Source organism: Parageobacillus caldoxylosilyticus (assembly GCF_019272935.1).
Taxonomy (GTDB): domain Bacteria; phylum Bacillota; class Bacilli; order Bacillales; family Anoxybacillaceae; genus Saccharococcus; species Saccharococcus caldoxylosilyticus.
Map to the genome: position 1 here is coordinate 1292321 of NZ_CP040553.1, position 25662 is coordinate 1317982.

The 25662-nt window shown below is 47.6% G+C and carries 23 protein-coding genes and 1 pseudogene; 12 read left to right on the forward strand and 12 right to left on the reverse strand.

Translation table 11 applies throughout. The features are described 5' to 3' along the window. Positions 1–55 precede the first annotated feature (55 nt). Genes BV455_RS06650 through BV455_RS06660 form a run of 3 tightly spaced genes read left to right on the forward strand, consistent with a single transcriptional unit; the run spans position 56 to position 2938 of the window. The gene (locus tag BV455_RS06650; protein WP_017436110.1) at positions 56–772 is read left to right on the forward strand and encodes a (Fe-S)-binding protein; all 717 of its coding nucleotides are present in this window, start codon (positions 56–58) and stop codon (positions 770–772) included. A gap of 16 nt (positions 773–788) precedes the next feature. Then, positions 789–2219 (forward strand): LutB/LldF family L-lactate oxidation iron-sulfur protein, encoded by a 1431-nt coding sequence (locus tag BV455_RS06655; RefSeq protein WP_017436111.1) that lies wholly within the window; start codon positions 789–791, stop codon positions 2217–2219. Then, entirely contained in the window at positions 2216–2938 is a 723-nt protein-coding gene (locus BV455_RS06660; RefSeq protein WP_061580455.1) for a LutC/YkgG family protein, read from the forward strand. Before BV455_RS06655 ends, BV455_RS06660 begins: the two co-directional genes overlap by 4 nt. 54 nt (positions 2939–2992) lie before the next feature. On the opposite strand, the gene BV455_RS06665 is transcribed toward BV455_RS06660, so the two are convergent. From BV455_RS06665 to hutP, 4 genes are all read right to left on the reverse strand, one after another. Then, positions 2993–3925: a D-2-hydroxyacid dehydrogenase gene (locus BV455_RS06665; protein ID WP_017436113.1), complete on the reverse strand. Its 933-nt coding sequence runs from the start codon at positions 3923–3925 to the stop codon at positions 2993–2995. Between the two features lie 53 nt (positions 3926–3978). After that, a complete protein-coding gene (locus tag BV455_RS06670; RefSeq protein ID WP_175245535.1) occupies positions 3979–4710 on the reverse strand; it encodes a TerC family protein in 732 nt (243 codons plus the stop codon). Between the two features lie 213 nt (positions 4711–4923). Then, entirely contained in the window at positions 4924–6438 is a 1515-nt protein-coding gene (gene hutH, locus BV455_RS06675) for a histidine ammonia-lyase (RefSeq protein WP_061580470.1), read from the reverse strand. A gap of 102 nt (positions 6439–6540) precedes the next feature. Then, complete coding sequence (gene hutP / locus BV455_RS06680; protein ID WP_017436117.1) at positions 6541–6990, reverse strand: hut operon transcriptional regulator HutP; 450 nt, start codon at positions 6988–6990, stop codon at positions 6541–6543. A gap of 200 nt (positions 6991–7190) precedes the next feature. Here hutP and BV455_RS06685 point away from each other — a divergent pair, with 200 nt between their 5' ends. The 7 genes from BV455_RS06685 (at position 7191) to BV455_RS06715 (ending at position 13890) form a co-directional block, all read left to right on the forward strand. Continuing rightward, the gene (locus tag BV455_RS06685) at positions 7191–8036 is read left to right on the forward strand and encodes an SPFH domain-containing protein (protein WP_061580452.1); all 846 of its coding nucleotides are present in this window, start codon (positions 7191–7193) and stop codon (positions 8034–8036) included. A gap of 15 nt (positions 8037–8051) precedes the next feature. Further along, positions 8052–8240, forward strand: a complete 189-nt coding sequence (locus BV455_RS06690; protein ID WP_017436119.1) for a type II toxin-antitoxin system antitoxin — start codon at positions 8052–8054, stop codon at positions 8238–8240. 338 nt (positions 8241–8578) lie between these two features. After that, positions 8579–9622: an XdhC family protein gene (locus BV455_RS06695; protein WP_218687868.1), complete on the forward strand. Its 1044-nt coding sequence runs from the start codon at positions 8579–8581 to the stop codon at positions 9620–9622. Beyond that, entirely contained in the window at positions 9619–10260 is a 642-nt protein-coding gene (locus tag BV455_RS06700; protein ID WP_061580450.1) for an NTP transferase domain-containing protein, read from the forward strand. Before BV455_RS06695 ends, BV455_RS06700 begins: the two co-directional genes overlap by 4 nt. Continuing rightward, positions 10247–12574 (forward strand): xanthine dehydrogenase family protein molybdopterin-binding subunit, encoded by a 2328-nt coding sequence (locus tag BV455_RS06705; RefSeq protein WP_081161074.1) that lies wholly within the window; start codon positions 10247–10249, stop codon positions 12572–12574. Before BV455_RS06700 ends, BV455_RS06705 begins: the two co-directional genes overlap by 14 nt. Continuing rightward, on the forward strand, positions 12561–13394 hold the full coding sequence (locus BV455_RS06710) for an FAD binding domain-containing protein (protein WP_017436123.1): 834 nt from the start codon (positions 12561–12563) through the stop codon (positions 13392–13394). Before BV455_RS06705 ends, BV455_RS06710 begins: the two co-directional genes overlap by 14 nt. A gap of 4 nt (positions 13395–13398) precedes the next feature. Continuing rightward, a complete protein-coding gene (locus tag BV455_RS06715; protein ID WP_017436124.1) occupies positions 13399–13890 on the forward strand; it encodes a (2Fe-2S)-binding protein in 492 nt (163 codons plus the stop codon). 156 nt (positions 13891–14046) lie between these two features. Here the strand turns inward: BV455_RS06715 and BV455_RS20770 are convergent, their stop codons facing one another. From BV455_RS20770 to BV455_RS06725, 3 genes and pseudogenes are all read right to left on the reverse strand, one after another. After that, entirely contained in the window at positions 14047–14526 is a 480-nt protein-coding gene (locus BV455_RS20770; protein ID WP_321200818.1) for a sensor histidine kinase, read from the reverse strand. A gap of 117 nt (positions 14527–14643) precedes the next feature. Next, positions 14644–15054 (reverse strand): annotated as a pseudogene (locus BV455_RS20280) (response regulator transcription factor); the annotation flags it as partial. 66 nt (positions 15055–15120) lie between these two features. Beyond that, the gene (locus BV455_RS06725) at positions 15121–15813 is read right to left on the reverse strand and encodes a hypothetical protein (protein ID WP_061580447.1); all 693 of its coding nucleotides are present in this window, start codon (positions 15811–15813) and stop codon (positions 15121–15123) included. Positions 15814–16143: 330 nt separating this feature from the next. On the opposite strand from BV455_RS06725, the gene BV455_RS06730 reads away from it, so the two are divergent. Then, a complete protein-coding gene (locus tag BV455_RS06730; RefSeq protein WP_017436127.1) occupies positions 16144–16575 on the forward strand; it encodes a MerR family transcriptional regulator in 432 nt (143 codons plus the stop codon). Positions 16576–16578: 3 nt separating this feature from the next. Beyond that, positions 16579–17736 (forward strand): MFS transporter, encoded by a 1158-nt coding sequence (locus BV455_RS06735; protein ID WP_017436128.1) that lies wholly within the window; start codon positions 16579–16581, stop codon positions 17734–17736. A gap of 45 nt (positions 17737–17781) precedes the next feature. Here BV455_RS06735 and BV455_RS06740 read toward each other — a convergent pair whose 3' ends face one another. The 5 genes from BV455_RS06740 to BV455_RS06755 form a co-directional block, all read right to left on the reverse strand. Beyond that, entirely contained in the window at positions 17782–18939 is a 1158-nt protein-coding gene (locus BV455_RS06740; RefSeq protein WP_061580446.1) for a saccharopine dehydrogenase family protein, read from the reverse strand. A 37-nt stretch (positions 18940–18976) separates the two neighbouring features. Beyond that, positions 18977–20458: an aldehyde dehydrogenase family protein gene (locus BV455_RS20285; protein ID WP_017436130.1), complete on the reverse strand. Its 1482-nt coding sequence runs from the start codon at positions 20456–20458 to the stop codon at positions 18977–18979. Positions 20459–20536: 78 nt separating this feature from the next. Then, positions 20537–22195: a thiamine pyrophosphate-binding protein gene (locus BV455_RS06745; RefSeq protein ID WP_042411551.1), complete on the reverse strand. Its 1659-nt coding sequence runs from the start codon at positions 22193–22195 to the stop codon at positions 20537–20539. A gap of 5 nt (positions 22196–22200) precedes the next feature. Continuing rightward, positions 22201–23370, reverse strand: coding sequence for an LL-diaminopimelate aminotransferase (locus tag BV455_RS06750; RefSeq protein WP_061580444.1), 1170 nt, complete (start codon positions 23368–23370; stop codon positions 22201–22203). Between the two features lie 607 nt (positions 23371–23977). After that, a complete protein-coding gene (locus BV455_RS06755) occupies positions 23978–25435 on the reverse strand; it encodes an NAD-dependent succinate-semialdehyde dehydrogenase (RefSeq protein WP_061580443.1) in 1458 nt (485 codons plus the stop codon). Between the last annotated feature and the right edge of the window lie 227 nt (positions 25436–25662).

A 25662-nucleotide genomic window follows, 5' to 3' on the forward strand; every position in this document is an offset into this window, starting at 1 on the left:
CTGATGACCTGTTCACTTCATCCTATGACTATTATTATGTGGAAGGAGATTTACCATGAAAGTTTCCTTGTTCGTCACCTGTCTCATCGATTTGTTCTATACGAACGCGGGAAAAGCAACGGTAGAGCTGTTGGAACGGTTAGGCTGCGAAGTGGACTTTCCAGAAGCACAAACATGCTGCGGACAACCTGCCTACAACAGCGGTTATGCCAAAGAAGCAAAGGAAGCAATGAAGCATATGATCCGCACGTTTGAACATGCCGACTACGTAGTCACTCCTTCCGGCTCGTGCGCATCCATGTTTAAGGAATATCCGCACATTTTCCGCGGTGATCCGGAATGGGAGCCAAAAGCGAAAGCGTTGGCTGCAAAAACGTATGAACTAACACAATTTCTTGTTGACGTGCTGAAGGTCGAAGATGTCGGCGCCAAGCTCGAAGGACGCGCCACTTACCATACGTCATGCCATATGACAAGGCTGCTTGGCGTGAAAGAAGCGCCTTTCCGGCTATTAAAAAACGTAAAAGGGCTGGAACTTGTTCCATTGCCGAATGCCCATCAATGCTGCGGATTTGGCGGAACCTTTTCCGTAAAAATGGGGCCGATTTCCGAACAGATGGTGGACGAAAAAATTGAACATATTGAAGAGACACAAGCCGATTATCTGATCGGAGCCGATTGCGGATGTTTAATGAATATCGGCGGACGCATCAAGCGGCAAGGAAAGCCGATTAAAATCATGCACATTGCCGAAGTGTTAAACAGCCGTTAAAAGGAGGGATTCGCATATGCCAATGAAAATAGGAAATCAACCGTTCTGGGAGCGAGTAGAGACAAACCTGCATAACCAATTTATGCGCGGTGCGGTAGCCGGCATGCAGGACCGCGGGTACGAAAGACGGATCGGGGTTACGAAAGAGCTTGGCAACTGGGAAGAATGGCGCTCTCTCGGCGAGGAAATTCGCCAGCATACCCTAGAAAATTTGGACTATTATTTAATGCAGTTGAGTGAAAACGTTGCCAAACGGGGAGGCCACGTCTTTTTCGCAAAAACGGCGGAAGAAGCGAATAATTACATCCGCAATGTGGCCATGCAAAAAAAGGCGAAAAAAATCGTGAAATCGAAATCGATGGTAACGGAGGAAATTAACTTAAACCCTGTGTTAGAAGCAATCGGCTGTGAAGTGATTGAAACAGACCTTGGCGAGTACATTTTGCAAATTGATGACCATGATCCTCCTTCGCACATCGTTGGTCCTGCCCTTCATAAAAATAAAGAGCAAATTCGCGACGTTTTCCGCCGCAAACTTGGCTATCAAAAATCGGAAAAACCGGAGGAGCTGGCGCTTCATGCACGGAAAATGCTGCGCCGCGAATACCTCACGGCCGATATCGGCATTACCGGCTGCAATTTTGCTATTGCGGAATCCGGATCGATTACGCTGGTGACGAATGAAGGAAATGCGGATTTAGTGACGTCGCTGCCAAAGACACAAATTACCGTCATGGGAATGGAGCGCATCGTGCCAACATTTGAGGAAATGGAAGTGCTTGTCAGCATGTTGACGCGCAGCGCGGTCGGGCAAAAATTAACGAGCTATATTACCGTATTAACCGGCCCGCGCGATGAAGGAGATGTCGACGGCCCGGAAGAATTTCATCTTGTGATTGTCGATAATGGCCGATCCACCATCCTTGGCACAGAATTTCAGTCCGTATTGCAATGTATCCGCTGCGCAGCTTGTGTCAACGTCTGCCCAGTGTACCGCCACATTGGCGGACATTCCTACGGCTCGATTTATTCCGGACCGATCGGCGCTGTCCTGTCGCCGTTGCTAGGCGGATATGACGATTATAAGGAACTGCCGTACGCCTCCTCCCTTTGCGCAGCCTGTACGGAAGTTTGTCCGGTTAAAATTCCGCTTCATGAATTGCTGCTAAAGCACCGCCAAGTCATTGTCGAGCGGGAAGGAAAAGCGCCGGTGGCGGAAAAGCTGGCCATGAAAGCGTTTCGGTTAGGAACCTCTTCACCGTTTCTCTATCAATTCGGCTCGAAAGTCGCACCAAACGCCTTGGCGCCATTTACAAGCGATGACCGCATTTCTAAAGGTCCTGGCCCGCTGAAGGCGTGGACGGAAAGCCGTGAATTCCCAGCGCCGAATAAAGAACGATTCCGTGACTGGTTCCGCAAACATCAAAAAGGAGGCGACAAGCAATGAAGACCGGAACGATTCATAACCGCGACGCTTTTTTACAAGCGATTGCCGACCGGCTCGGGCGGCAGCGCCGTGTATCAGGAGTATCTCGCCCGCACTGGAAGCATCAGCCGCAATGGAAAGTATTTGAAGGCTACAGCCAAGACGATTTATTGGCCGTGTTAAAAGCGCAATGCGCACTCATTCACACACAATACGTAGAAACGACATGCGACACGCTAGCGGAAACGGTAAAGCAAGTCGTTGCCCAATACGGGGGCGGTCCGGTTGTCACGTGGGACGATCCGCGCTTTGACGAATACGGATTAACCGGCTTGCTGCGCCGCGAGTGGCCAAACGAAAACGTGGAGGTTCACATTTGGAACGCTGCGCTAGGCAGAAAAAATATCGATTTTGCCGAAAAAGCGAACGTCGGCATTACGTTTAGCGATATGACGCTGGCCGAATCAGGGACAGTCGTGCTGTTCAGCGGAAATGGAAAAGGGCGCACCGTCAGCTTTTTGCCAAAAACATATATCTCGATCATCGCTAAAAGCACCATTGTGCCGCGCATGACCCAAGCCGCTGCTTATATCCATGAACAAATCGAAAAAGGGCATCTCATCCCTTCGTGCGTTAACTTTATTACCGGCCCAAGCAACTCGGCCGATATTGAGATGAATTTAGTCGTCGGGGTTCACGGTCCGATGAAAGCGACTTATGTGGTCGTTACCGATCGTTAATATCTTATATCTTAAAATGAAAACGGGCATGTCCCAAAATGGACACGCCCGTTTTTAGTACCCTTTTTCGATATCTACCCGGTTGAAAAGCGGCTGATTGTTTTCCATTCGCCACAGCGTTTGCAAAAAGCAGTCCACCGCTTCTTCCGCCGATGTCAGCGCAGCGATATGCGGCGTAATGATGACGTTTGGATGCAGCCATAACGGTGATGTCGGCGGCAACGGTTCCTCTTCAACCACGTCTAAAACAGCAAGACGAACATGACGGGTTTCCAATGCGCTCCATAGCGCCGTTTCATCGACCGTCGCTCCTCTGCCAACATTAATGAAGCAAGCATTATTTAAAAGAGAAAAAAACCTTTCATCAAACAGATGATACGTTTGTTTTGTCAGCGGAAGTGCGGCAATAATCCAATCTGCTTTTGGCAGCACCTCTTCCGCCTGTTCCGTGGAACACACCTCGGAAAAATACGGTTTTTTCTGCCCGCTTAATGAAACACCGATCGGTGCAACGCCAAACAGGCGCAGGTGGCGGGCAATCTGCTGTCCGATCTCGCCCGTTCCATAAATAACGACACGCTGCGTCCGCAGCAGCGTTGGTGCGACCGTCTTCCATTGCCGCTGGGATTGGTACCATCCATATACATCATGGCATTGTAAATCCCGCAGCATATAGCTAAGGCAATATTCGCTAATTTGTTCGCCAAACGAGCCGATCGTCCGCGTCAGTACCACATCTTCTTTCCACTCCCGGTTCCATAAAAACGCATCGACCCCGGCGCCAAGTGAGTGAACCCAGCGAATGTCGCCAAATTCAAAGGAAGGAACCGGACGAAAACCGACATACACATCCGCCCAAAAAAAATCATCGCGGCAAACCGCTTCTTCCGCAACAAAACGGAAGTTTTTATCCGGTCTCTTTTGTTGCAACAATGGCGCCATCTCCGCATACAGCCTTCCGGTCACCAAAATATTGTCGATCTTCATTGTGGTTCTTCTTTCCCCCCATCCGCGGACAGAGAAAGGACTATTTTTCTCCCTTAGACAATCGTTCCTTCCTTGCTTTCCGCTTTTTTATTGGTCGCATATCCGACAGCTAATACGAAAATGGTTAATCCTACGGTAATCGCGTAAGTGAGCGGTCCTTTCTGAAGATGAAGAAGACGCATAAATCCTTCATCTTCCATCACCATTTTTCCACCTGTCCATGCTAAAATTCCTGATCCGACATAAGCGATCCAGCGATGTTTTTCCATCACCTTCATAATGGCTTTTGAACCGAAAATCATAATGGGAATGCTGATGGCCACACCGAAGGCGATCATGCCGACATGTCCTTCTGACGCCCCCGCCACCGCTACAACATTATCCAAACTCATTACCGCATCGGCGGCGATAATCGTCATAATCGCTTTCAACAAGCGGTCTGATGACTGAACATGCGCTTCTTCCTCCCGTTCAACCAGCACTTTATAGGCAATCCACAGAAGCAATAGTCCGCCTGCTAAATGAACGAACGGCATTTCTAGCAAAAAGACAATGACAGTGGCAAATAAAATACGCAAAAGAACTGCGCCGCCTGTCCCCCAGAAAATCGCTTTGTTTTGCTGATGCTTTGGCAGCTTGCGGGTTGCCATCGCAATGACCACGGCATTGTCACCGGATAAAATAATATCAATCGCAATGATTTTCAATAATGCCAACAGCGCTTCTGAAGAAATAGTCAAACAAATGCACCTCTTCTCCTCTTTTAATGCTGCTTGTCCTCTCATAATCAAATAGTTTGTTCTTCTTCATCTTATCGTAAATATTTTCGGTCATCAACTTTGGCAAGACTGGTTCTTCGCAGCCACATAAAAAAAGAGCAAGGGCCGATGCGCCTGGCTGCTTGCTCGATCATTGGCGTTGAGGAAACTATTATTCTCGCCTGCCTCTCTTCCTCTTTCCTCTCTATTTTCTCTATTTCCATTTGCCATCCTTGTTCTTTACGAATACTGATTTTCCTTTTGCCAAAACGTCTCATCCATCTGCTTTAGCCATTGCGCGATAGCTTCGATGTCGCCGGAAAATACACGGTCATGGGTAATCGATGGTACGATGTTGCGCGCTTCTTCGTAAAGCTGCCGCGTTTTTGCCGCCATTTTTTCTACGCCGCGGTACTCGACCGCCTGCAATGCGCAAATCAATTCAATGGCTAGCACCCGCCTTGCATTTTGCACAATCACATAAGCGTGGCGCGCTGCAATCGTCCCCATACTGACATGATCTTCTTGGTTGGCCGACGATGGAATCGAATCGACGCTGGCCGGATGAGCGAGCGTTTTGTTTTCCGAGACGAGCGATGCCGCTACATACTGCATAATCATCGCGCCCGACTGCAGGCCGGGCTGTGGGCTTAAAAACGGCGGTAGGTCATTTAGCTGCGGGTTGACAAGACGCTCAATGCGCCGTTCCGATATGTTGGCCAGTTCCGCTACGGCAATTTTCATAAAATCCATCGCCAAGGCAATCGGCTGTCCATGAAAGTTTCCACCCGAAATAACAGCGGAGCCATCGTCAAAAATAAGCGGATTATCGGTGGCCGCGTTGATCTCGATTTCCAGTTTTTCTTTAACGTACTCGAGCGCCTGCCACGATGCCCCATGCACTTGTGGAATGCAGCGGAGCGAATACGCATCCTGCACGCGCAATTCCCCTTGTTTCGTCACCAGCTGGCTGCCGGCCAAATAACCGCGGATGCGCATAGCGACGTCGATTTGCTGCGGAAATCCACGGGCAACATGAATCCGTTCATCCAATGCATCAATAATGCCGCGCAGCCCTTCCATCGTCATCGCAGCAATCAGCTCGCTTTCATACGCCAGCTTCTCCGCTTCGATATAAGCCACCACTCCCATGGCCGTCATCGCCTGTGTTCCGTTAATCAACGCCAGCCCTTCTTTTGCTTTCAGCGCAATTGGCGCAATTCCTTCTTTCGCCATCGCTTCAAGCGCCGGCATTCGCCTGCCGTGATAAAACACTTCTCCCTCCCCTGTTAACACAAGAGCTAAATGGGCAAGCGGCGCCAAGTCTCCGCTGGCCCCGAGCGAACCTTGCTGCGGAATGACGGGATGAATGCGCGCGTTAAGCAAATCGAGCAGCCGTTCAATCACGATCGGCCGAACTCCCGAGTACCCTTTTAATAACGCATTCGCCCGTAACAAAAGCATCGCCCGCGACACCTCTTCCGGAAACGGCTCACCGACTCCGCATGCGTGCGAATGAATTAAATTGACTTGCAGCTGTTCGACGTCGTTGGCGTCAATCAGCACATCGCTAAACTTGCCGAACCCGGTATTAATGCCATAAACGATTTGCTGTTTTGCGACAATGTCTTCGACTGCTTTCCGGCCCTTTTCCACCGCCTTCATGCTTTCTTCTGAGGCAATGACGAGTTCGTTATGATAAAGAACTCTCTTCACTTCTTCGATCGTCAATGTGTTTCCCGTTAATATGACCATTTTATCTCCGCTCCTTTTTTCGTAAAAATCAAAAAGGAGGCTGCCGCTGTGAATTTGAACGCCACAGCATTCAGCCTCCTACTAAACTCATCGCTATAGGCTTTATATATGATTGATTCCTAATCCGACCGTCTCGTGCTCCAACCCGCGAATCGGCGCGCCGATCGTCCCGTATAAAGCAACAGCAATCCATTCTCCTTCCGCCGCATTTTCATACGGCGTCCCTCTGACAACAGCGAAACGAAGGCCGACCGTTCTCATTAAATCTCCTAGCTCCACTTGCCCCCTCGTTACTCCTTGCACCGCCTCGACAACCGCATGATAGAGCGCGTGCATTTCCCGATACAGCTCACCGTCAACAACATGGTTGCGCTTTGCCGCTGTTTCAATCGCAGCGACAATTTTTTGCAGCTCCATCGAGCCAACTTTTCCTTTACAATAACGCCATGATAAATAATCTAAATGCCTTGTGATCTCCAGTTCTTCTTCCCCGTCGAACATCGCCAGCAATATGGCGTTCCGTCCGATCCGCGCTTTTGCTTCTTTTAGCATGTGGTCATGCACCTTTTTTGTTTTAATTTTCTAAAAATATTTTATCGTTTATTTTCTCGTTTTGTCAATTTATTTTTACCATATTTTAACAAGTTAATGTGTTAGCAAATTATTAGAATAAAGGAAATAAAATATTTACATTTATTTCAAAAAGTGATATCATTTTAATATAAATTAGATATTAAAGAGGGGCGAAGTAAATGAAAGAAACAAAAACATGGTATATGAATGGATTTATCGGGATTGTATGCATCGCCGTCCTCGCTGCCGCAGCGTTGCTAAGCGTATTGCATGAACAAATCGTTGTTGCCGCTCTACTCCTTGTCGTCGCGGTCGTTTTCGCTACCGGCGTTACGATCGTGCAGCCAAATCAGGCAAAGGTAGTCATTTTCTTTGGCCGCTATTTAGGGACGATTCGCGACAGCGGGTTATTTCTCACCGTCCCGCTCACCATCCGTCAAAACGTTTCCTTGCGCGTGCGCAACTTTACGAGCAGCAAGCTGAAAGTGAACGATGTACAAGGAAACCCAATCGAAATTGCCGCCGTGATTGTATTCCGCGTCATTGATTCGGCCAAAGCGGTGTTTGACGTCGATCATTACGAAGAGTTTGTCGAGATTCAAAGCGAGGCGGCAATTCGCCATGTAGCGACGAAATACCCGTACGATACGTTCGGCGATGAAGATGAAATTACACTGCGCGGAAACGCCGATGTCATTTCCGATGTGCTCGCTGCCGAACTGCAGGAGCGGCTGCGCGTGGCGGGAGTGGAAGTGATGGAAGCACGCCTTACCCATCTTGCCTACTCTCCGGAAATCGCCAGCGCCATGCTCCAGCGCCAACAAGCGGCCGCTATTTTAGCAGCGCGGAAAAAAATCGTCGAAGGCGCGGTCTCCATGGCGCAAATGGCGATCAAGCAGCTTGACAAAGAGGGAATTTTGGAGTTAGATGATGAACGAAAAGCCAATATGGTCAACAACTTAATGGTTGCCATTGTTTCGGAACGGGCGACCCAGCCGGTCATTAACACTGGCAGTCTATATTAACGGTTGTGGAGTGCTATGGCAAAAAAGAAAAATTTCCCTCTTCGCATTGACCCAGCTCTGTATGAAGTCATTGAACAGTGGGCGCAAGACGAGTTCCGCAGCGTCAACGCCCATATTGAATTTTTGTTGCGTGAAGCCGCCAAACAAGCGGGACGGTTAAATAAGCGGAAAAGAAAAAATGATCCAGATGTGGAAAGAAGCTAGCGTTTCGAGATGACGAAACGCTAGCTTCTTTATTTTTCAGTCATCGCCATTTTCCAAAAGAATACAATGATAACAGAGCCTATTTCTCCGGTGAAATTTAGAAGCAAAATAATTTCCTCCTTAATGATCATACACTCAGTTCAATTGCAATCTACTTATTGATTTTCTCTATATGTGAACTAACGTCGTCATATTAAACAACCGCTTTACCACATAAAACGGATATGCAGGGAACGCCTCAAAATGCATCAAATCAACGCCAAAGCATGTTTATCTAGATGGTACATCATATTTTCAGAGAAACGTTGATACCATGAAAATTGGCGAGGGAAATAAAAATGGAAAGCTATCATGCCGTATTAGAAACGATTGCTTCCTCTCATGAACAAGGAGTATTAGCGACGATTATTCATGTCGATGGCTCCGCTTATCAAAAAGAAGGAGCATGCATGTGGATTAGCGAAAGCGGGCACACCACCGGACTGCTTAGCGGCGGCTGCTTGGAAGAAACGATCTCCATCCAGGCAAAAGACGTTTTGCAACATCAACGCGCTCATATTGCAACATTTGATATGAAACAAGAAGATGATTTGTCATGGGGGCAGGGGGTCGGCTGCAACGGAATCATTCACGTTCTGCTCGAGCCGGTCACAATGGAAATGCGCGCGGATTGGCTGGCTGTGAAAGCGTGCCTAGACCGCGGAGAGCATGTACTATTGGCAAGAAAGCTTGACAGGGAAACGGACGGACGGGAAAATTTTTTATTTTTTAGTGAAAGCGGCAGACGTTTTGGCGGGTTTCGCGGCGAAATTCCGTCGAAGTTAAAAAGTTTGCTTGATTCCGCTCCGCTTTTCCAGGGCAAAAACGGCATGCACACCATCGACGGCGTCCGATTTTACATCCAACATTACTGGCCAAAGCCGCGCCTCGTGATTTTCGGCGCCAACCCGGATGCAAAACCGCTCGTTTCTTTCGCCAAACAGCTTGGTTTTTTCGTCCTTGTCACCGATTGGCGCCCGGCGTTCTGCTCGGAAGAACATCTTCCCGACGCCGACGAATGGATCGTCGGCTTTCCTAGCGAGACAGTTCCACAGCTTTGCCTTAACGAACGCGACTTTGTCGTCATCATGACGCATCACTTTCAGCACGACCAGGAAATTCTTGCGCTGCTGCGAGATCAGCCGCTCTACTATCTTGGCGTGTTAGGACCTAAACAGCGCACCGCCCGGCTGCTTTCCGGCAGCGAAATGCCCAATTGGATTCGTTCCCCCGTCGGCCTTGCCATCGGTGCACGCGGTCCGGAAGAAATCGCTATCAGCATCATCGCCGAAATGATCAGCTTGCTGCGAAGCGGGCCGGCATCAAGGAAGGAAAAAACATGAACATGTCACGCATTATAGGAATTTATTTAGCCGCCGGACAAAGCCGGCGGATGGGGATGGATAAGCGCTCCCTTCCATTCTCAGGGAACACGCTCGGGGACGCCGCATTAAAAGCAGCGGTCCTCTCCCTCCTTTCCCATGTTCTTGTTGTTGTCCCGCCGGATGATACGCTTACTTGGCTAGCCCCTGAATTGGCGAAACATAAAAAACGCACGATTATCCGCTGTTTCGATTGTTCGCGCGGGCAAGCACATTCACTGCGTTGCGGGATAAAACGGGCCATGCAAATGCAGGCGGAAGCAATAGTTATTTTGCTTGCTGATCAGCCGTTTATCACAGAAGCGGTGATTAACGAGCTTATCCAACTGTATGAGCAATACCAGGCCGACTACATCTCCTTTACAAACAACGGGATCGTGATGCCGCCCGTTTTGTTTGCCCGCTCTACTTTTTTCGATTTACTGCTTCTTGACGGCGACGAAGGAGCACGAAAACTCCTCCGCAACCAAAGCAGATGGAAAGGCATCACGCAAGAAAGCACCACAGAAAAGATATTTTTCGATATCGATACGAAAGAGGACTATCTACATGCCATCAAACAAAGCGAAAAAAAGGAGGGATTCGATGGCTATCGGTAAAAGCGTCATCCGCAAAGACGCATGGGACAAAGTGACCGGAAGAGCCAAATACACAAACGATTTCAAAGAAAAAGGCATGCTCCATGCCAAACTCGTTACCAGTCCGTACGCCCATGCGCGCATTCGCGCGATCGATACCGAAAAAGCGCGCTCCCTTCCCGGCGTGCGCGCGATCATCACCGGCGAAGGGCTGCCGCTGACAGGAGAAGACTTGCGCGACCGTCCTCCCATCGCCTTTGATAAAGTGCGCTATCATGGCGAAGTCGTTGCCCTCGTCGTCGCCGATACACTTGTGCATGCAGAAAAAGCGGCCAACCTTGTTCATGTCGTCTATGAACCTCTTCCTGCCGTCGGCAAGCCAAGCGAAGCGCTAAAAGAAGGGGCCCCCCTTATCCATGAACAGCTAGGAAGCTACCAAAAGAACGAACATACCTATCCCGAACCGAATACAAACATCGCCCATCGCACCAAAATCCGCAAAGGCAATATAGAACAGGGCTGGGCGGAAAGCGACGTCGTTGTAGAAACGAGCGTGGCCTTTTCCCCTTCTGACCACGTGGCAATAGAAACGAGATGTGCTACTGCAGAAATTCTCCCCGATGGTAACATTATCATTTCCGCTTCCTCCCAGTCGCCATTTATGATTAAACGGCTCATCAGCACCTATTTTGGAGAGGATGTTGGCAACATTATCGTCCATACCCCGCTTGTCGGCGGAGCGTATGGCGGAAAAACGCCTGTGCAGCTGGAACTTCTCGCCTATCTGGCATCGAAAGCGGTGGGGGGAAGAAAGGTCAGCATCTGGAATGCAAGGGAAGAAGATATGATCACCTCCCCGGTCCATATCGGCTTGGAGGCCACCGTCAAGCTTGGCGCCACAAAAGACGGCTATATCAAAGCGGCGGAAATTCTGTTTTTATTTGATGGCGGCGCCTATTCTGATAAAGCAATCGATGTCAGCCGCGCCGCTGCCGTTGACTGCACCGGACCGTACCATATCGAAAACGTCTGGTGTGATTCGTTATGCGTCTATACGAATCATCCGTATGCCACCCCATTTCGCGGCTTTGGCCATAGCGAGCAAGCTTTTGCCATCGAACGGGCCATGGACTTGCTTGCCGAAAAGTTAGGCATGGACAAATGGGAATTGCGGCGGAAAAACGCGATTCGCCCTGGCCATACTACCCCGACGCAAGTGGTGTTAAACCGCAGCAACGTCGGCGATTTGCCAGCCTGCCTCGATCGTTTGCGCGAGCTAATGGAATGGGACGAATGGCAGCGCATCGAAATCGATGCTTATACCGTGCGGGCAAAAGGCATCAGCTGCGCGTGGAAAACGTCCACGATCGACCCCGATGCCAGTTCCGGTGTCCTTTTAACATTTAACCCCGATGGAAGCGTCAATGTCATCTCTGGCGTCGTCGAAATCGGAACCGGAACGAAAACGATCCTCGCCCAAATCGTTGCCGAGAAATTAAAAATGGACGTCAACGATGTCCACGTCAAAATGGACATCGATACGCAAACGACCCCCGAACATTGGAAAACAGTCGCCAGCCGTGGAACCTTTATGGCGGGAAGGGCAGCGCTCGAAGCGGCGGACGATGCCATCCGCCAGCTAAAAGCGATCGCGTCTTGCGTGCTCCGTGCATCGGTGGAAGATTTAGAAGTCGGCTACGGAAAAGTATTTTTGCGCGATGACCCTAGCATCTATGTTCCGGTTAAAGACATCGCCTACGGCTACAAATATCCAAACGGCAATGCGATCGGCGGGCAAATTATCGGGCGGGGAAACTATATTTTGCGCCACTTGACCCCGCTCAACAAAGAAACGGGCGCGGGCAAACCGGGACCGGAATGGACGGTCGGCGCGGAAGGAGTGGAAATTGAATTCAACCGCCGCGACTATACGTATAAAATCCTCAAAGCGTTTGCCGTCATTGATATTGGCAAAGTGCTCAACCCGAAAGCCGCACTCGGGCAGGCGATGGGAGCAATGAGCATGGGACTGAGTTTTGCGAGCCGTGAAACGTTTTTATTTGACCGCTACGAACGTGTGCTAAACCCACAATTGCGCACTTATCGGCCCATTCGTTTCGGCGAACACCCGGAATATATTGTGGAGTTTATCGAAACGCCGCAAATCGATGCGCCATACGGGGCGCGCGGCGTCGGCGAACACGGGCTGATCGGCATGCCGGCCGCATTGGCAAACGCTTTGTCGCTCGCCGCCGAAGTGCCGCTCAATGAACTGCCGCTGATCCCTGAGCTGATTTGGCGGAAAAAGAAAGGTGACAGCCATGATTCCATTTGAGATTACTTATCATCGCCCTCGCTCCATTGAAGAAGCGGTGCATCTGTTTGACACCTTGCAGCAGCAAGGCAAAAAACCGCTCTATTATGGGGGCGGAACGGAAATTATTACGCTCTCCCGCCTCCATCTTGTTGCTGCCGACGCGGTCATTGACATTAAACATATTCCCGAATGCCGTACGCTGGAATTCAATCCGCACGAACTCGTGCTCGGGTCGGCATTGCCGCTGACCACATTAGAAGAGGCCAATCCGTTTCCGCTCTTGACGAAAGCGGCGCGCGAAGTCGCCGACCGAACGGCGCGCAACCAAATCACCCTTGGCGGCAATATTTGCGGGCAAATTTTTTATCGCGAAACGGTATTGCCGCTTCTGCTTTCTGACAGTCAAGCAGTCATTGCCGGGAAAGACGGTGTAAAACAGTGCAGCATTCATGACGTCTTTTTACAGCACATTCGGTTAAAACCCGGACAATTTCTCGTACAAATGAAAGTCGACCGCTCCTACGCATCGCTGCCCCATTTCCATCGCAAGCGCCGCAAACAAGGTAAAGTCGGATACCCGCTTGTCACCGCCGCCGCCATCAAAAAAGACGGGCAAATCCGTGTGGCATTAAGCGGCGTATGCCCATTTCCATTCCGTTCGAAAGAGATGGAAGAGCGGTTAAATGCGCGCCATCTCCCCTTACATGACCGCATTGAGGGAGCGATCCGAGCTCTGCCGCGTCCAATTTTAGACGATATTGAGGGATCGGCAGCGTACCGTCTGTTTGTTCTCAAACAAATGCTTTTCGATATGATCGACGAGCTGGGAGGGGAGTAAGCAAATGGAATCCTCAACCAAATGTGAAATGCAATTGCTAGTGAATGGAGAAACAAAATCTGTCGTCGCTCGCCAAGGAGATACATTGCTCTTTGTTCTCCGTAACGAACTTGGTCTCACTGGGGCAAAACCTGGCTGTTTAAACGGCGATTGCGGCGCCTGCACCGTGTTGGTCGACGGAACGCCAATCAAATCGTGCATGATGCTTGCCATCGAAACGGTCGGAAAGGAGATTACTACGATCGAAGGACTTCATAACACGCCGATTCAGCGGGCGTTTGTCGAACATTTTGCCTTTCAGTGCGGCTATTGCACACCTGGATTTATTATAAACGCCTACGCTTTAACAGAACAGCATCCCGATGCGGACGACAGTACTATTCGAGAATGGCTTGAATCAAACATTTGTCGTTGTACGAGCTATAAGGAAATTGAGGCTGCAGTAAAAACTGTTTTAGCAAACCATTCAGCTATTTCTAACGACAAAAACAGGTGAGAAGCCACAAAGTACGGCATCTCACCCGCCGCCGCGAAATATAATTCCTGTTGTTCGGCTTATCGTCATTGGTATGTAACAGTGCAGCACGCCAGCGAGGATCGTAAAATGGTCAACACCTTGAAGCGTGAACGAATGAAGTTCACGCTTTCTTGTTTATGACGTAAATTGTACATAAAAAGCCACTCCGCCGTTTTCGTTTGCTGCCCACACCTTTGCCTTATGAAGCTCAGCAATTCGTTGAACAATCGCTAGCCCCAAGCCAAATTTTCCTTTTTGACCAACCTGAAACTTCTTAAACACTTGTTCTAGCAAATGTTCTTCCATCTGCGGGCCGTCATTCCAAATTCGTACAACCATGCCCCCTGTGTTAACTTGGATCTGCGTCTGAGCGTAGCGCATTTGATTGTCTAAAATATTTTCAAAAGCAATTTTCCACTGCTCCGCATCACCCGTAATCACCATTTCAGATAATTCCATTTTAAATTCTAAGTTCGGGCGATTCGGCTGCATTCGTTCTACTACTTCTTCAAGCAAATGAACGACGTTAACTGTCTCATATTTTGGCTCTTGTGTTGCGTAATAATCTAATTTCGTTAAATATAACAAGTCTTTAATTCGTTTTTCTAGACGCATTGCCTCTTGCTTAATGACACTAACAGAGCCTTCAAGATTCCCCTTCGGAAATATCCCGTCCTCTATCGATTCTGCATAACTACGGCGTTTTGCTATATCAATCGCATAAGGAGGAACGTGAACAAGCTGTGATGAACGTAACGGAACTGTTGACGATCTTTCATACACACGCGTTAACAGCTTTTTGGCTCTTATCACAAGCTCGCGTGGTAAAAATGGCTTGGCTAAATAATCATCACTTCCTAATTCAAGCCCGAGTATGCGGTCTAAATCTGCGTCGCGAGCTGAGATAAAAATAACAGGTACATCCGGGCTAAAGGCTTTAATTTCGCGTAATAATTCAAAACCATCAACATCTGGCAGCATGATATCCAGTATCCATAGATGCGGTTGATTTCTTTCCTTCAAAGCCATAAGCGCATCATTTCCATTAAAAAAAGAAGTTACGTTCCATCCTTCTTTTTCTAAATAAGAAGTAAGCAAATGATTCAAATTTTCTTCGTCTTCAACTAAATAAATATCGTACATCCTGCATCCCCGCTTATTGATTTGATTAAAAAAGGCCGTGTTCATAAACACGACCTTTTTAAACTATTATAATCCATTTTCTTTGTTAGCAGATTGATTTTGTTTCATCTTTTCAATCATTTGTGCTAATTTTTCATTTCCCACTTTTAGGTGTTCAAGTAATTTTGGTAATAGTTCAGCAATCGCTTTTTCATCTTTGGATTCTACCGCTTCACGGAATTGCTTATGAAGTTCTCTTTCCTTTTGAATATCCTCTTTTGCGGCAGGAAGATTTTCATCTTTCCATTGTTTTAATTGTTCCTTACCGCGGTCTCTTGCTTCTTTTAGCTTCTGCTTGAACTCTTCTTTCGTAATTTTTCCTGATACTAGCTGATTAAGAAGCTCATCTAGTTTGGCTTCTCTCTCCTTAATTATTGCCTCACGCTTTTCTTTTAACATCTCTTTTGGATTTAAATCGCGTAATTCTTTTAAAAGTGCTTGACGCTTATCGATGGTTTGCTGCCATTCATTTACATGTTCTGGCGCATATTGTTTAACCAACTCTAACAATTTCTGTTCTTGCTGTTCGTTTATTTGTAGATGTTTCACAAAATGTTTGCCGAATTTTCCATGGGCTTTTAATATTGGTGTTGCTTCTAGAAAGTTCTCAACTTTTTTTGGAACTTGAACGTCTTCCGCCCCTCCTTTTTCAGCGGCAAAGGCCGCCGTCGGAATCGCAATCATCGTTGCAAGCGCCACTGGAATCCATTTTTTCTTCATTAAGATATACACACCCCTTTTGCCATATGCTTTTGCTGCTTGCACGGTCATTATACATAAGGTGTGTGGAAAAATTATCAAAGAAATGTGGGAAATTGTGAAAAAAGGATAAACCCATAACAAGCAATTCCTTGGTTAAAATAGAGGTGTCAACAAACCATTCACATAAGAAGGTTCATGTTTCATGCATAAACTGCCACATTACCAAAAAATTTATATAGTCTTGGCTATACATACTATTCCTGTTGACAAAATCTAACATTAACGTTAATGTTATATTTATGGTAGTAACCTTTATTACAATAAACAAGTAAAGTGAGAGGAACGAGGATGCAGCGATTCAAAATTGACGACGTCGCCAAAGAAACAGGATTAACAAAACGGACGATCCGCTACTATGAAGAAATCGGCCTCATTAAGCCCCCCGAACGCAGCGAAAAAGGGACGCGTCTTTATACTAAAGAAGATGTTGAACAATTAAAAAAAGTGATTGCTGCCCGCGAGGTACTAGGATTTTCGCTGCAAGAACTGCACCACTTTTTGACATTGAAAAAGGCGATCGAATCTCATCATTTCGAGTATCGCAACGCTGTAGATCAAGACGAAAAAAAACAAGAACTGCAAAATATTGCTTCTATCCTTCGGAAACAAATTGACATGCTCGAGCAAAAGATGAAAAAAATGCTCGAACTAAAAAATGAGCTAGAACAACTCGAACAGCGAGTTCAAACGATTTTGCAGGAAGAGGAAAGGAGAGGATAAATCATGGAGGAAAGAAGACAAACACGCGCCCGCTGGATTACCGTGTTTGCGACATTTTTAGCATTTATGGGAATCGGCATTGTCGACCCGATTCTACCGGTCATTGCCAAAAGCATTGGAGCAACTCATTGGCAAGTAGAAATGCTATTTACCGCATATATTTTTACGATGGCAATCATGATGATTCCATCTGGAATGATGGTTAGCCGTATAGGAGACAAACGGATGATGGCAATCGGGCTTAGTATCGTTACTGTTGTTTCCTTATTGTGCGGCTTATCCAATACGATTCCGCAATTATCCATTTTCCGGGCTGGATGGGGGCTTGGAAACTCCATGTTTTTTGCTACCGCGATGACGTTATTGATTGCCTTAACCCCGCAAGCAAACACTGCCGTAGGCCTTTACGAAGCAGCCATCGGCCTTGGGATGGCAGGCGGGCCGCTTGTCGGCGGTCTTCTCGGTCAGCACTCATGGCGATACCCATTTATTGGAACGAGTATTTTCATTTTTATCGCACTTCTTCTGGTCGTCTTTTTTGTCTATGATCCGAATAAAGGAAAACCGAGAAAAGCAGTCGGCATGAAAGAAATGCAGCATTTATTAACGTTCCCGCCTTTTCTTAAAGGCGCAATCGGCGCGATGCTATATTATTATGGCTTTTTCGTTGTTCTTGCCTATTCGCCATTAATTATCGGGCTTTCCGCCATTCAAATTGGTTTTGTCTTTTTTGGATGGGGGCTTTGCCTTGCGTATGGATCAGCGATTTTGTCGCATCGCTTGGAAAAAACGTATACAACAAAACAAATTTTGCCATATAGTTTGTTAGTTTTTGCGGTGTTTTTGCTGCTATTGTTTATCACTAAAAACACATGGTTATTGATCGCTTTCATTATTTTATCCGGTCTTGTTTCCGGTTTAAACAATGCTTTATTTACAAGCTATGTCATGGAAGCATCTCCGTATGAACGCGGCATTACTTCCGGAATGTACAACTTCGTTCGCTGGATGGGTGCCGCTATCGCCCCGGTGTTATCGGGGATTATCGGTCATTCGGTTTCCGACAAAGCGCCATTTATGGTCGCAATGGTTTTATCCTTTATTGCCTTTGCCTTTTTAATTATCCGAAAACAACAACCTTCTCTGACGCAAACAAATTAAGACTGATTTTAGGTGGAGACTTTCCACCTAAAACCAGCCTTCTATTCATTCTTTTACATATCGTTTTTCTTTAATCACTACCCCCCGCTTTTCCATTTCCTTGATGTAAATGTCTCCTGGAACGATTTGCTCCGGCGGATAAACCCCCCGTTTTTGAATGACTCCGCTTCCGATCATTTGCGCGACGACCGAGATCGTATTGGCAGTAGTCCGCGCCATCGCTGTCACGTTGTTTTTGCGGTCTTTAAACGTTACCGTTTCATATTCCAAAATTGTCTCTTTGCCGTTTTTGACTCCGCCGACAATGACCCGCAATAGCACGACATCCTCTTTATCTTTTAAATCCAAGAGCGGCAATAAAACCGCTAAAAGCACGTCGCGCGGTTTCACTTTTTGTCCTTTTACTTCCACCTCGTAGTCGTCTCTTGTCAAATTCAAATCGACGAGCAGTTTAAATTTTTCTGCGTGCCCAGGGTAGCGGATCGTTTTATATTCCAAGCATTCCAATTGCGGATAAGAATGGGACAGCGTCGAAGTCCCTCCTGATGTATGAAAAGCTTCCAGCGGGCCAAATTGATCAAAATAAATCGTTTCCACTTCCGATAACGACGGGATTTCTTGCTTTTTCCCATCGCGAATAATGAGAGATGGATCGGTATAATGATCAAGTAGCCCTTCTAGTGAAAATACATGGTTGTATTCGAGCGGCGGCTCCGGGCGTACAGGAATTCCGCCAACATATAGTTTGATCGATTTTAACTCGTCTAATTTGCTCGCACCGTACCCTGACAAAATATTGATCATTCCCGGCGCGACTCCTAAATCCGGAATGATCGTAACACCAGCTTGTTTGGCGTTTTCATTTAATTGTAATACTCTGTCGGTAATATGATCGATATGCCCTCCTAAATCAACGGAATGCACGCCGACTTCGATCGCCGTTTTCGCTACGATTTCATTAAAACGATAAAATAACGCGTTAATGACAACATCGTGCTCACGCATCAGCGCCGCCAACTCTTTTTCATTCGCCGCATCAACTTGCTTTGCTTCTATTTTGCTAGAATGCAATTGTTGACAAGCTTTCTCCGCCTTTTTACGATCGACATCGGCTAAAGTGACGGCGGAAACGCTCTCGCTTTGCACTAAATCACGCGCCGCCTCTTTTCCCATCAGTCCGGCCCCAAGCACTAACGCTTTCATGGCATGCGCCTCCTTATTCTTTCGCTGATGAATTCGATTATTCGTCAATATCGATTTGAGCCCGTTGCAATTTGCCGCTGAAATCAATATACACGCTTTTCCATTCGGTAAACACATCAAGCGCCGCGACGCCAGAGTCGCGATGGCCGTTTCCCGTTCCTTTCGTGCCGCCAAACGGCAGATGAATTTCCGCCCCCGTCGTACCGGCATTGACATAGACAATACCTGTATCTAAATCGCGCATCGCTTGAAACACTTTGTTCACGTCTCTTGTAAAAATAGAACTCGATAATCCATAATCAACGCTGTTGTTGACAGCGATTGCTTCTTCTAAACTGCTTACCGAAATAATCGAGACAACCGGGCCGAAAATTTCTTCGCGCGCAATGCGCATCGTTGGTTGAACATCCGTAAAGAGAGTAGGAGCATAATAATAGCCTTTTTGATACTCTCCATCCCGCAAAATATACCCCCCGGTTAATAGCTTTGCCCCTTCTTCCTTGCCGATTCGCACATAACGGTCAATTTTTTGCAGCGCCTCGTCGCTAATGACCGGGCCGACTTTGACGTTTTCGTCCAATCCGTTTCCAATCGTTAATGTCTTCATTGCTTCTAGCAATCTATTTTCTAATTCTTCCTTCACCTTTTCATGAACAATGACGCGGCTGCATGCCGTACATCTTTGTCCTGACGTGCCAAATGCGCTCCACAAAATGCCTTCTACCGCTAACGATAAATCGGCGTCATCCATGACAATGACAGCATTTTTTCCACCCATTTCCAGAGACACTTTTTTCAAGTGGCGGCCGCACTTTTCGGCAATAATCCGCCCGACTTCGTTTGACCCGGTAAAGGAAATCACTTGCACGTCCGGATGCTCTACCAACGCATTTCCTGTCGTTGGGCCGTCGCCGTGAACAACGTTGAACACCCCTTTTGGCAATCCTGCTTCTTCGAATATTTTCGCCAGCTCCTGCGCCATAAATGGTGTTTCCAACGCTGGCTTCCATACGACCGCATTGCCGGCAACAATGGCCGGAAACGATTTCCACGTTGCGATCGCAATTGGAAAATTCCACGGAGTGATGATGCCGACAACTCCAACTGGCACACGAACGCTCATCGCAAATTTATCTTTTAATTCCGAAGGAGTCGTGTCGCCGAATAACCGTCTTCCTTCGCCAGCCATATAAAACGCCATGTCAATTCCTTCTTGCACTTCCCCGCGCGCTTCCTCGAGCACTTTTCCCATTTCCTTCGTTAATAGTCTAGCAAGCTGTTCTTTTCTCTCTTTTAATAAATAGCCGACTTTATATAACACTTCCGCCCGTTTTGGCGCCGGTACGAGCGCCCATTCTTTTTGCGCGGCTTTCGCCGCTTTTACCGCTTCATCGACATCCGCTTCGATCGAAACCGTTACTTCTCCAATCGTTTCGCCGTTTGCCGGATTGATCACCGGAGCAAATTGTTTGCTAATCGACGCTTTCCATTCCCCATTAATAAAATTCAATACTTTCACAAGCCAGATTCCTCCTTAATCATTTATTTTTCTATTAAAAAATTTATGCATTTACTATCATGGCTATTATGCAAATGTTTACCGAGAATTCGACCGCTTTCGCAGCTCGTCGATCGTCGCGGTCACGGAAATTTGGTTTGGATCTGTCATGACTTCGATCACCGTTGGTTTTGTTTCGTTAAAGGACTGAATAAGCGCTCTAGTAAATTGGTCTTCTGTTTCTACGCGAATGCCGTTGGCGTTTAAACATTTCGCCAATTCGGCAAACGACACATGCCCTAAGTCCGTCCCGATGACCCGTTTTGGAAAGTGAAGCTCTTGATGCATGCGGATGGTTCCATACATGCTATTATTAAAGACGATACTAATAATCGGAATATGATATCTAGAAGCGGTTTCTAGCTCTTGCATCGTCATCATAAAACCGCCGTCTCCTGATAGAGAAACGACGACTCGCTCCGGAAAAGCAAGCTTAGCGCCAATCGCCGCCGGCATGCCGTATCCCATCGCGCCGGAAGTAGGACCGATATACATCTGTGTTTCGGTAAATTGGAAAAAGGCATGAAGCCAGCCGGCGAAATTGCCAGCATCATTCGTAATGATCGCATCGTTTGGCAAATGTTGTTGCAAGCTGGCGATGATCGCTTCATTAAAGTTCCGTTTTTCCGCCGGAAGCGCCGATGCTTGCTCATATTGTTTCCGCCTCGCTGCCGCCCAATCGCCCCAAGATGGCTCTACAGCAGTTTCCAGCAATTTGGCAAGCGCCTCTTTGCAATCTGCTACAATCGCTGCAGCCGGCGGGTATACTTTTCCTAACACATCGCTGTCGATATCGATATGAATCAGCGTCTGATCCGGCGAAAGCAAACGATAATCTTGCGTCGTCACTTCCGATAATCGCGTCCCAAGGGCGATCACGACATCGGCCTGTTGTACCGTTTCGATGATCGATTTGGGCGTTCCTAATCCAAGATGGCCGACATAAAGCGGATGGTCGTTTGGAAACACGTCATGCCGCCGGAAAGCAGCCATCACAGGAATGGAGTATTTTTCAGCAAATAACCGCAATAGCTGTTCTGCCTTCGCTAGCTTGACTCCTCCACCGGCAATGACAACTGGCCGCTTCGCCCTTTGCAATATTTCCTGCACGCTCCACACATCCTCTGCGCTTGGAGCAGGTCTCGGTATATCTATATCCGAAATTACCGCTTCGCCAATATCTTGAAGAAATATATCTTCCGGAAGCGAGATGACGACAGGTCCTGGCCTGCCCGTTTGGGCGATGCGAAACGCCCGCTGCACCAGCTCCGGTATTCGTTCCGCCTCGCGAATTTCCACGGTCCATTTCGCAATCGGCTGGAAAAACCGGTCTAAATCGACTTCCTGAAATCCTTCCCTGCCGCGGAAATGGCGGTGCACCTGTCCTAACAATATGACCATCGGCGTGGAATCCTGTTTTGCTGTATGGACACCGATTGCCAAGTTAGCGCCTCCGACTCCCCGCGTCGCCAGCACAACACCCGGTTTTCCCGACGCTTTTGCATAGCCTTCCGCCATAAAGGAAGCGCCGCCTTCATGGCGGGCCGAAATCAGTTGAATTGAAGGTTCATCAAAAATTGCATCCATCAGCGGCAAATAGCTTTCTCCCGGCACGCAAAATATGTGAGAGATGCCCTCCCGTTTCAGACAATGAACGATCGCTTTGGCCGCTGTGATGTTGCGGATCGTCTGTTTCATCGTTTCTACGCCTCCCAATTGACTTGTTTCAACCGCTCAACCGCCTGCCGCAGCCGCTCTATCGGCGCAGATAAGGATAATCGGACATATCCTTCCCCCGACGGCCCAAACGCTGTTCCTGGAGTGACAATCACGCCCGCTTCTTCGAGCAGCTTCGCGGCAAATTGCGCGGATGAATATTCTTTGAAAATAGGAATCCATAGAAAAAATGTTGCTTTCGGACGCTGCACTTTCATTCCCAATGCCTGCAGCGCTTCGACCATCATATTCATTCGCTGCTCATAGATTCGGTTATTTGCTTGCACAGACTTGTGATCGCTCATCAGTGCTGCCGCAGCCGCTTTTTGAATCGGAAGAAACTGGCAAGTGTCCGTGTTGCTTTTTATAATCGAAAGCGCTTTAATCACATCTTTGTTTCCGACGATATAACCGATGCGGCAGCCCGCCATGTTGTAGCTTTTCGATAAGGAACCGAATTCGACCGCTACTTCCTTTGCCCCGTTTATTTGCAGAATGCTCGGCGCTTTAAATCCCTGGAAAGTAACAAACGAATAAGCGGAGTCGTGGACGATGAAGATGCGGTGCTTTCTTGCCAGCGAAACCGCTTCGGCGAATGTATCCATGCCGACAGTGGCCGTCGTTGGATTACTCGGATAATTTAAAAACATGATTTTGGCATTCTCATAAATGGTCGAAGGGAGCTTGGAAAAAAGAGGAACATAATCATTTTCTGCATCGAGCGGCAAATAAACGCTTTTCCCCCGTGCGAAATGCACTGCAGTGCGGTAAACAGGATAACCTGGGTCAGGAACCAATACAATCTCGCCTGGATTGAGCACAGCCTGCAGCAAATGAACAATTCCTTCTTTCGACCCGATTAACGCTAACACCTCGGTATCGGGATCCAACTGCACTCCATATTCCCGCTCGTAAAAATGTGCTACTGCTTCCCGATATTCCTTGCACCCCGCATACGGCGAATACGTATAATTGGTTGGCTCGTTTAACTCTTCTTTTAACTTTTCCACCACAAAAGACGGCGGCGGTAAATCAGGAGCGCCGATTCCTAAATCAATGACATCGATCCCCTTCTTGATCAACTCTTCTTTCTTCTTTTGAAACTGCGAAAATAAATAAGGAGGCATCGTTTGGACGATATCGGAAAACATATTCATCCCTATCCCCTCGTATGAAATAAATACCTTCCCTCTTAATCTATGCTTTTGCTTGCTTATTTAAACATTTTTCCCGAGAAGTTTCCTTCCTCTAAACGAAGAGAAGGGGGAAATGAATCGGGAGGTTTTTGATTCCTAAAAACGAACATATCTACAGATTGAGTATGCAAGAAGTAGTAGAAGGGGCTGGACCGCCCCATCGGTTGGGTGCCGATGTTGCTTACGAAATCCATCGGAAAAACTTCCGATGCAGGCATCGAGTGGAAAGTGATCGCCTTCTTCTATGCAGAAGCTTCTTCGATGGGGATGGCAAGAAACTCCCTCCTCTCAAAAAATGTAGGAGGAATCGGTTCATCCCACAGCATCCTAAGTTGACGAACCTGTAAACAACCTAACAGAAACCGTTTCGTCCAAATAAAAATAAACGGCCAGTATCATCAAGCAATGATGATGAAACTGGCCGTTGTCTACGCATGCAGATCGCCGATAAAGGCGCCGCAATAGACTACGCAGTTTTTTTCACTATCATACTTATGCAACCAGGAAGTCAGTCATGAATATTTTTTATATCGCTGCTCTTGCCATGAGTGGCGGCAAAAACGTCATGTTACAAGGATCGAATCCCCATCGATACGTATTTCAATTCGACGAATTCGAAAATCCCTTCTTTGCCGCCTTCTTTCCCCAATCCTGATTGCTTCACGCCGCCAAACGGCGCTTCGGCCACAGCCGGGAATACATCATTAATGCCGACGATGCCATATTCCAGCTTCTCCATCACACGATACGCGCGGTGAAGCGAGTCGGTAAAAATATAGGCAGCTAGACCGTACGGCGTATCGTTCGCCTGACGGATCACTTCCATCTCATCGGCAAACGGCTGCAGCGGCAGAAGCGGGCCGAACGTTTCCTCGTTCATCACTTTCATCTCTTTCGTTACATTCGCCAACACCGTTGGTTCAAAGAAATACCCTGGATACGCCCCTTCCCATCGTTTTCCGCCATAAAGAACGGAAGCTCCTTTTTGCACGGCATCGTCCAAATGGTCTTGCACTTTTCTTACCGCTTCTTCGTTAATCAATGGACCGATATCGGTTGTTTCATCCAATCCGCTGCCAATGGAAAGCTGTTGTACTTTGGCTGTTAGTTTTTTTACAAAAGCGTCCCAGACCGTCTGCTGCACATAGACGCGATTGGCGCAAATACACGTTTGCCCACAGTTGCGGAACTTGCTCGCCAGCGTCAGTTCCGCCGCCAAATCCAAATCGGCGTCCTCAAATACGATGACCGGCGCGTGGCCGCCCAGTTCCAGCGACAGTTTTTTCACTTGATCCGCGCTTCCTTTCATTAACAGACGCCCGACTTCGGTCGAACCAGTAAACGTAATCAGACGCACGTCTGGATGGCTCATCCAACACTTTCCGATCGAAACGGCATCACCAGTGACAAGGTTGACCACGCCAGGAGGAAGCCCCGCTTCTTCAAGGATTTTCACGATTCGATACGCGGTCAGCGGCGTCTCCGGCGCTGGCTTCAACACGACCGTACACCCAGCGGCAAGAGCCGGCGCGAGCTTTCGCGTAATCATGGAAGCCGGGAAATTCCAAGGGGTGATTGCGGCGACAACGCCAATTGGCTGCGGGATGACCATCAGCCGTTTATGCTTGTTCGAGGAAGGGATGATTTCTCCATAAAGACGGTTCGCTTCTTCCGCGTACCAAAGGAAATAGCTGGCGGCGGAATCGATTTCAGCGCTCGCCTCTTTCAGCGGCTTTCCTTGTTCAGACGTCAAAATAGCGGCAAGTTCTTCTTTTTGTTCCTTCATTTTTTCATAGGCGGCGTATAAAAATTGAGATCTCTCTCTTGCCGTTTTCCCTGACCATTCCGAAAACGCCTGACGGGCGGCACGCACCGCTTGCTCTGCGTCTCTTTCATCCCCATGCGAAACTTCTGTAATCGCTTCCAATGTTGCAGGATTTTGTACTAGAAGCGTTCTTCGGCTTTTGGCGTCCTGCCACGTTCCATCAATAAAAATTGTTTTTGTGTAGCGAGAAAAGGTAGTCATCGCCAATTTCCTCCAATAAAGAACAATAGTGTTTGAGCGCCTTGCCTACGACACAAATTCACTAAATAAGAGGTGATCTTCATTTCAGATGTACCATAAAAACTTCATTATCGAAATGATAGGACTACTAAAAGTCAGGAATGCATCTTTGTTCATTAAAAGAGAATTCCACATTAGCTATTTTATTAAAGAAAAGGCTTCACAAAATGATATACCTCATTAAATAA